The organism is Gammaproteobacteria bacterium, from assembly GCA_027296625.1.
Classification (GTDB): domain Bacteria; phylum Pseudomonadota; class Gammaproteobacteria; order JAKEHO01; family JAKEHO01; genus JAKEHO01.
Genome location: JAPUIX010000065.1, coordinates 23,891 through 31,351 on the forward strand (window position 1 = coordinate 23,891; position 7,461 = coordinate 31,351).

The following is a 7,461-nucleotide window of genomic DNA, read 5'->3' on the forward strand; positions in this document are numbered from 1 at the left end:
CATCTGCGTGTCATAATGCGATGAGGGGATCCGCAGCCGGCATTGTGTTGCAATGACTGCCGTTGGCGAACCCGGTCGGGTCAGGTCTGGGCAAAGTATCGCTTTAGGTATTCATCGAAGGGAATCTCATCTGCCGCTTCGATTGCCTTTTGTTGGGCGATCGACTGATGCGATACCTCAGTAAAATGACGTAGCTCGGTGTCGGGTAGCGATTGTTCCTTAAAGTAGGCAAGGTACTGCTCTGACCTGCGCATCGCGAACTCGAAAAATGATTCCTTTGCTTCCCGCATCTCTGCAAGTATTCGCGCTGATGGAGTCCTTTCGGCATCGCGAATGGCTTCTATCTGGCGTAAGAGGATCTTTGTATAAGGCCGCTCATTTTCGCCCTCATCCAGCAATTCACAGACACCTTGCATCGCGTCGCATAACTCTGTTGCCCATATTCTGAGCAACACGGGGTTCCCGCCGCGCCGTAGTTCAAGATCAGGATCGCGGCCGTACTTGGAGACGGCAGTTTGGTTGGCATCAACCTCTTTTCGCTCAATTTCATCGATGGGCGGGCTATCTACAAGCAGGCAAAATATCAGAAAGGCCTCGAGGAACCGAATCGTATCCTCTTCGATACCAATAGGATTGAAGGCGTCTAGGTCGATCACCCGTAGTTCTACGTACTGAACTCCCCTTCGTTTAAGGGCCAACGTGGGCTTTTCTCCGGATTGCGCAACCTGTTTCGGGCGTATGAAGCTGTAGTACTCATTTTCAATCTGCAGAATATTGGTATTCAGTTGACGGTATTCCTCATTAGCCATGACTCCGATCCTCTCAAACTCAGGATAAGGCGTTTCAATTGCCCGAGTGAGGCTTGCGACATATTCATCGAGATTGTTGTATGAAATGCTGAGTTTGGCCTGGGTTGTGTTTTTGTAGCCGATATCGCTCATGCGCAGCGAGGTAGCGTACGGCTCAAAGTAAGTTCCGGCATCAAACTTTGTAAACTCCTTCGCGCGGTGGTTCAGAAAGGACTTACAAACTGCGGGCGAGCTGCCGAATAGGTAAGGTACGAGCCAACCGAAGCGCTGAAAGTTGCGAATTAAACAGAAGTATGCATCGTCGATGAAGGTCTGGAGCGGCCCTGTGTCCTGTTCATGGTCCTGGTAGACAGGCCAGAAATCCGTGGGCAGCGAGTAGTTGAAATGTGCGCCAGCGATCGCCTGCATTTTCCGGCCGTAACGGCGGTCCAGGCCCACCCTGTAGACGTGCTTCATGGTGCCGACATTTGATGTACCGTACCGGGCGATGGGAATGCTTTCATCGCCTTCCAGGGCGCAGGGCATGCTGGTCGCCCAGAGCAGTTCCCCTTCTAAATTGGCGTAAACGAACTGGTGTATCTGAAATAGAAATTGAAGCGCCTCGTTAACGCCTTCAAATGGCGGCGTGATGAATTCCAACAGTGCCTCAGAATAGTCTGTGGTGATGTGGGGATGCGTGAGTGGAGATCCGAGTTTGACGGGGTGCGGGGTCTGCGCGATCTTGCCATCCGGTGTCACCCTTAAGTTTTCCTTCTCGATGCCAATCTTTCCGTTCTTTAACAGTTCCCTTTCTTCGGTATTGACGAGACGGGTCAAACGCTGTTGCGAGACACGATTCAAGGCGATGGGTCCCTTTCTGGATTTATTTCGGAGCGGGATAGGTACGTATGCAGTTATAACTAAAGGGCGGAGAACTCCAGTATAACGTGTGTGTCGGATTCGCTTTGTTGTTTCGCTAAATGTGACATCATCGTTTTTTGAAGCCCTTTGTCAACCGTCTGTGATGTTTTGTATTAACGAGTTAACGTTCTGTTTATGAAGTGTGACAGACCGGTACTCCCTTCCTAATGGCTGATATGCGTTATGGCCATTCGCGTATAATCGGGTTCTCTATACTATTCACTTGCCGTGCGATGAGACCGGATTGCGTAATAGATACCTGAAACTGGGCGTCGTTTACCATGGGGAGATAAGCCGCACTGCCATAGATTGCATCCACCCAAGGTAGCCAATGATTGTACCGTTGGGCCACCTCCCACAAGTCGAGGCCGCGTTGGTTCGCGAGCGGATAGACTGACCGTGGGTGGCTCCGCTCCTCGGTTATGCTTTGATAGCGTCCACTGAGGCGTTCCAAACGGTACTGGGCGTCGAGTCCCAACAAATTGGCTAGCCCATGCCATTTCAGGATGCGGGCGTCAATTTGCCATTCGTCACCGTGTAATTCATAGCGGTGGGTCTCGGCCCTGTTGGGGTAGGCGATGCTGACCTCGTAGTGCTGCGGAGCAATTTGCCTAAAGGTTAGCTCTGCCAAGGGCTGTTCGTGCGTCAGGCGCTGATAGGTGTGAAGATTTATGGCAAACGCCAATAGCAGTCCGGCCGCCAAAAGTAACAATGCGCCAGCGAGACCGTAACTGCCGGCTGCTAGAATGCGTACTTTACGGAGCCTCGCGATGCCTAGGAGCACAAGGATCAATCCCGCCAGGGCGAGGCCAGTCACAGGAAGGCTTATCTGCGCCACGTTTGCCAGACGGGGTCAATCCCGGCAGGTAACTCGGCTAACTTGCCGAGTTTGATCCACGCGTTATCCGGTCCATGGTAGTCTGATCCGACAGATCCCATTAAGCGATAGCGTCGCGCGTGGCCGGCACTCTTGGCAATGTCTGTTGGCGTACTGTTTCCACAGACGACTTCAATAGCTATCCCTCCGGCCGATTTAAATGCAGCGAGTACCCGACGCAATCGAGAATCCGTCAAGCCGTAGCGCATGGGATGAGCCAACACCGGCACACCGCCAGCCTCATCAATCCAGCTTATCGCCTCTTCGAGACTCGCCCATGATACGGTGACATAACCCGGTTTGCCTTTGACAAGATAATGTTTGAACACCTCTCGGACATTGGCTGAATATCCTCGGTTAACGAGAAAGCGCGCAAAATGGGTGCGAGTGATCGTCCCATCGCCCGCGAGATCTCGCGCGCCCTCGTAGGCTTCTTGAATACCGCACTGCGCAAGGCGTCGCCCCATTTCTTCCGCTCGCCATTCCCGTGTCGCTTGTAAGCCGGCAATGCCCTTCTGAAGGCTTGGGCTTTCGGGATCGATGCTCAGACCGACAATGTGCAGCAATCTATCGCCCCAGGTTGCTGACAACTCTATGCTCGGCACAAACTCCATATTTCTTTGACTAGCTGTTGCCTGTGCTTCAGCAAGTCCTGCGGTCGTATCATGGTCTGTCAGTGCCAATACCTCCACTCCCTGTGTATGTGCATTGTTGACCAGCTCATTCGGCGAAAGTGTCCCGTCGGACGCGGTCGAATGCGTGTGGAGGTCAAAGACAGAGCGCAGGGGGTCCATCCGTTTGGGATTAAGCCATGTATCGAGATCCTAACATAGCTCGTGCCAGGGTCTGTACGCCACGTCTGCATGTGCTAGGCGTTGTCATTGTTTTCAATCTACCTAAGTCCATCGAAGTCTAGGATGGTGGATCCGTCGGGATGGTCAAGTTGAACGTACTCAACTCTTGATCCAAGCAATTCCGTATGTCCCTTATGTCGGTTAACCCCATCGGTGCTGAACTCAAACGAGTAGCCTCTGCGTATTTGGATGCGACCGCGGCCAGCTCTTGCCAATCCCAAATGGCACAATGCGACGGTCTGATCAAGAAATTGCACATTCATTTGCTGACAGGCGGCCGCACATTGCTGCACTGCTTGTTCTCTGGCACGCAGGCTATTCACCCAGAACCAAACTAAGACGGCAATTGCACCGATGGCAGCGAGTGGACTCATTCGATGGAATGGCTAGGTGGGATCACTTGCGCTTGGCTTAGATGACTCCAGCAACACCGCAGCAGCGCCGCGGTAGCGGTATATATTAAGGTGTGTGAGGATAACAATATGATGTCCTTGATTGTCAGGAAATCATCACCACATTATGTGAACCCGTGTTGAGACTGTCACTGGAAATTGTGAACCAGCGCGTCTAAGGTAAGGTCAGACAGGCTAGGCGCCGGTTCGTTCTGTGGGCATCGCTGCCGGCGTCCTCGCCTCATCTTGCAGGCCGCCCTCTAGCCACGCGCGGGGCGGCGGGCATTCGCTCGAGAAATCAAAAGGATAGTAGAGTCGAGTGAAAGAATCGGATACAATACCCGGTTATATTTTATTTTTGATCGGGCTTTAAGCGGCCCCGTAATGAGATGAACTGGAATAGCACACGCGCAGACCTTAAGCAGCTTATCATTCAGGGCAAAGAGCAGGGATTTCTCACCTATCGTGATATCAACGATTACCTGCCCGAGGACGTGCTGGACGCCGAGCGGCTCGAGGCGCTGGTCAGCGTCATGAAAGACCTGGGCATTGAGGTCTTGGACCAGCCACCCGACTCGGACAGCCTGCGGCTGGAGGACGACTCTCCCGATGAAGAGGTCACCGAGGAGGCCGAGGTCCTCCTTAAAGCGGCGGTTGAGAGTGAGCATGGCGGAACGGCCGATTCCATACGCATGTATATGCGGGAGATGGGGACTGTGGACCTGCTCACGCGCCAGGAGGAGATTTCGCTTGCAAAGGGCATTGAAGAGGGCATTCGTGAGCGCAGTGAGGCGATCGCTGAGTGTCCTGCAGTGGTCGCCGAGATGCTAAGCCTTTGGGAGTTCGTCAAGACCGGCGAGTCTCAGATGAGCGAGGTGCTTGCAGGTTTGGCGCCTGTCATTGGGGCGGACATGTTGGCACCGGCCCCTGCGGCAGAACAGCCTGCTGCTGATGAGACCTCCGCGACGTCGACAATCGACGACGCGCGCGACGCCATCTGGGAACGGTTTGCGCAAATAGGGAAGCTGTATCGCCGCTATGGACGGGCAGTGGCGCGGCATGGCGCACGCAGTATCCAGGTTACGAGGATTAAGAAAAAGCTCGCGAGTGAGTTCCCAACTTTCAAGTTCACCGCGAAGGCCCTTGATCAGCTCTCGCAGCGGGTTAGCGACTTGGTATCTGAGGTGCGCGCGTCTGAGCGGGCGATCATGGCTATCTGCGTCGGTAAGGCGCGCATGTCTCGCATGGTGTTTGTTAAGTCGTTCACCGGGAAGGAAACCAATCTCCGTTGGGTTGGAAGGATGGTGAAAAGAGGTTCGGGGAACGCGAAGGTGCTTGCTAAGTACGCGGGTGACGTGCGGGACGCTCAGCGCCGACTTATCGCGCTTGAGTCCGAGGCGGGATTGTCGATCGCCGAACTGAAAGAGGTTAGCCGGCGTATGTCGATCGGCGAGGCTAAGGCGCGGCGTGCAAAGGCGGATATGGTCGAAGCCAATCTTCGGTTGGTGATATCCGTCGCCAAGAAGTATCGCAACCGCGGTCTTCCGTTCCTGGATCTGATCCAGGAAGGAAACATCGGTTTGATGAAGGCGGTGGACAAGTTCGAATACCGGCGTGGCTTCAAGTTTTCCACGTACGCACACTGGTGGATTCGGCAGGCGATCACCCGGGCGCTGGCGGATCAGGCGCGTACCGTCCGTGTTCCGGTGCACATGATCGAGCGGATCAATAAGCTCTATCGGATCTCGCAGCAGATCTGGCAGGAGCACGGACGCGAGGCCCTCCCGAGTGAGCTGGCCGAACGCATGGATCTGTCGGAGGCCGATATTCGCGGCATGCTGAGCATCGGCAAGTACCCGATTTCGCTCGAAACCCCGGTTGGGGATGATGACGACTTGCGTTTTGGGGATCTCATCGAAGATGAGCGTGCCCAGGCGCCGCTGGAGTTCGCGACGATAGCCGCTTGGCGGACAGCGACGAGGGAGATGCTAGACACCCTCAATCCGAGAGAGGCTGGAATCCTGCCGATGCCAAATCGCATGAACACCACTCACACGCTTGAGGAGGTAGGCCAGCGGTTCAACGTCACCCGGGAGCGGATACGCCAGATAGAGGCGAAAGCGCTCAAAAAGCTCCGCCAGTCCAACTGCTCAAAAGAGCTTAAGAGCTTCCTCGGAAACTAACAGGCCGCGCCCCCTCTGCAGGGAGGCGCTCCGCGCTCGCTCCCACCCTTTTTGGTTGCATCGCGATGGTACTGTGCGCGCTGTTGTTGTCGGTTTGCGCAATCCGTAAGCTATAGCTTCAGTGGAGAGGTACCGAAGTGGTCATAACGGCACCGACTCGAAATCGGTTGGGGGTATAACCGCCCCACGTGGGTTCGAATCCCACCCTCTCCGCCAGATTTTTTTTGGGGCCTATGTGAAACACCATAGAATCACCAACGACGAAAAGCCACAACGCAAATAATAGGGAACAAACTTGCCTCGATAGGGGGAAACCATGACAGGCCTGGAATTTCTTCGTTGCCGCCGGCAACACGACGCCAAGCTGCCGACGTCGATGGGCTACGAGTGGACGGGGATGTCCTACCAGGAGAAGAAGGTCGGCTCAGAAGCCATTCTGGTGTTTGCCCTCGCCATCATTCTCGTGTTCCTGGTGCTCGCTGCACTTGCAAACCCGTATGCATCGTAAATGGGCAGGGCGATTTTGAGACCGAGCGACGCGGCGACGCTTCAGCCCAGGGCAAAACCGCGGTCCGGCGGAATACGGGCAAAGATCAGCGACACAGTACCGATGGGCGTTATCAGCTGCGAATGTCCGCTTTGGGTCGGAAGCAGACATTGCGCCTTAGTCAGTTAATCCCTAGGGGATTGATACGGAGCATTATGAGGGCACAATTACAATTTTTAATAAACAACAAACTCAGTCACTTACGACGCTTGCTCATTTCAAACCGTATTTCAATTGCACCTCATTTGCATCTCACCGCATTTCAGTGTGGCACATTTTCGTCACAAAAAATGAAGAGCTGGCTACGGCCAAAAGCGGACATTGATATAAATCAATTTCCTATAATTACTTATTGGATACATATTCATTAATATATTATGTTGTAATTTCGGGGTCTTTTAGATAAGGAGAAAGCCATGAACGCTACGGCTTCACGAAGAACTACAATAATTATAGCTGGGCTTGTCAGTGCACTAGCGTTTGCCATCAACATTATAGGAAGTAGTGAGCAGGTCGTTTCTGCAGCTGATGCCAAGGATAATTACCCGCTCGGGCGCAAGCCCGTGGCGATCGTCGATGGCCAATACCCAAGCAGCTATTTTCCCAATACCGAGTTGCTTGGCGCCGATGAAATGAGGATCACGGCACTCGGTACGGGCATGCCAAACCAGACCAGGGCGGCAGTATCAATCTCGTTTCTGGTTGAGTTGGGCAATGGGGACAAGTTCCTGTTCGATATCGGCTCGGGGATGCTCGCCAACCTGTTCTCCCTGCGGCCTGACTTTTCGAAGATCGATAACGTGTTTGCCAGTCACCTGCATGTGGACCACGTGGGCGACTTCATGGGGCTTCATATCGGTAGCTGGCTTTCAGGACGCTATACCCCGATGCACGTCTAC

At 53.9% G+C, this 7,461-nt stretch carries 7 protein-coding genes and 1 tRNA gene; 4 read left to right on the forward strand and 4 right to left on the reverse strand.

The window, feature by feature from the left end; translation table 11 throughout:
• Nucleotides 1-80: 80 nt before the first annotated feature.
• The 4 genes from gshA to O6944_03855 form a co-directional block, all read right to left on the reverse strand.
• Complete coding sequence (gshA, locus tag O6944_03840) at nt 81-1,649, reverse strand: glutamate--cysteine ligase (protein ID MCZ6718273.1); 1,569 nt, start codon at nt 1,647-1,649, stop codon at nt 81-83.
• 241 nt (nt 1,650-1,890) lie between these two features.
• The gene (locus O6944_03845) at nt 1,891-2,526 is read right to left on the reverse strand and encodes a hypothetical protein (GenBank protein ID MCZ6718274.1); all 636 of its coding nucleotides are present in this window, start codon (nt 2,524-2,526) and stop codon (nt 1,891-1,893) included.
• 8 nt (nt 2,527-2,534) lie between these two features.
• A complete protein-coding gene (locus O6944_03850) occupies nt 2,535-3,380 on the reverse strand; it encodes a PHP domain-containing protein (GenBank protein MCZ6718275.1) in 846 nt (281 codons plus the stop codon).
• A 98-nt stretch (nt 3,381-3,478) separates the two neighbouring features.
• On the reverse strand, nt 3,479-3,814 hold the full coding sequence (locus O6944_03855; protein MCZ6718276.1) for a DUF3301 domain-containing protein: 336 nt from the start codon (nt 3,812-3,814) through the stop codon (nt 3,479-3,481).
• A gap of 407 nt (nt 3,815-4,221) precedes the next feature.
• Between O6944_03855 and rpoD the strand changes: the two genes are divergently transcribed.
• From rpoD to O6944_03875, 4 genes are all read left to right on the forward strand, one after another.
• Nucleotides 4,222-6,015 (forward strand): RNA polymerase sigma factor RpoD, encoded by a 1,794-nt coding sequence (rpoD, locus tag O6944_03860; GenBank protein ID MCZ6718277.1) that lies wholly within the window; start codon nt 4,222-4,224, stop codon nt 6,013-6,015.
• 123 nt (nt 6,016-6,138) lie between these two features.
• Nucleotides 6,139-6,231 (forward strand) — tRNA-Ser (locus O6944_03865).
• Between the two features lie 100 nt (nt 6,232-6,331).
• Nucleotides 6,332-6,523, forward strand: coding sequence for an efflux RND transporter permease subunit (locus O6944_03870; protein MCZ6718278.1), 192 nt, complete (start codon nt 6,332-6,334; stop codon nt 6,521-6,523).
• A gap of 455 nt (nt 6,524-6,978) precedes the next feature.
• A partial coding sequence (locus O6944_03875) for an MBL fold metallo-hydrolase (GenBank protein MCZ6718279.1) occupies nt 6,979-7,461 on the forward strand: 483 nt, incomplete at its 3' end.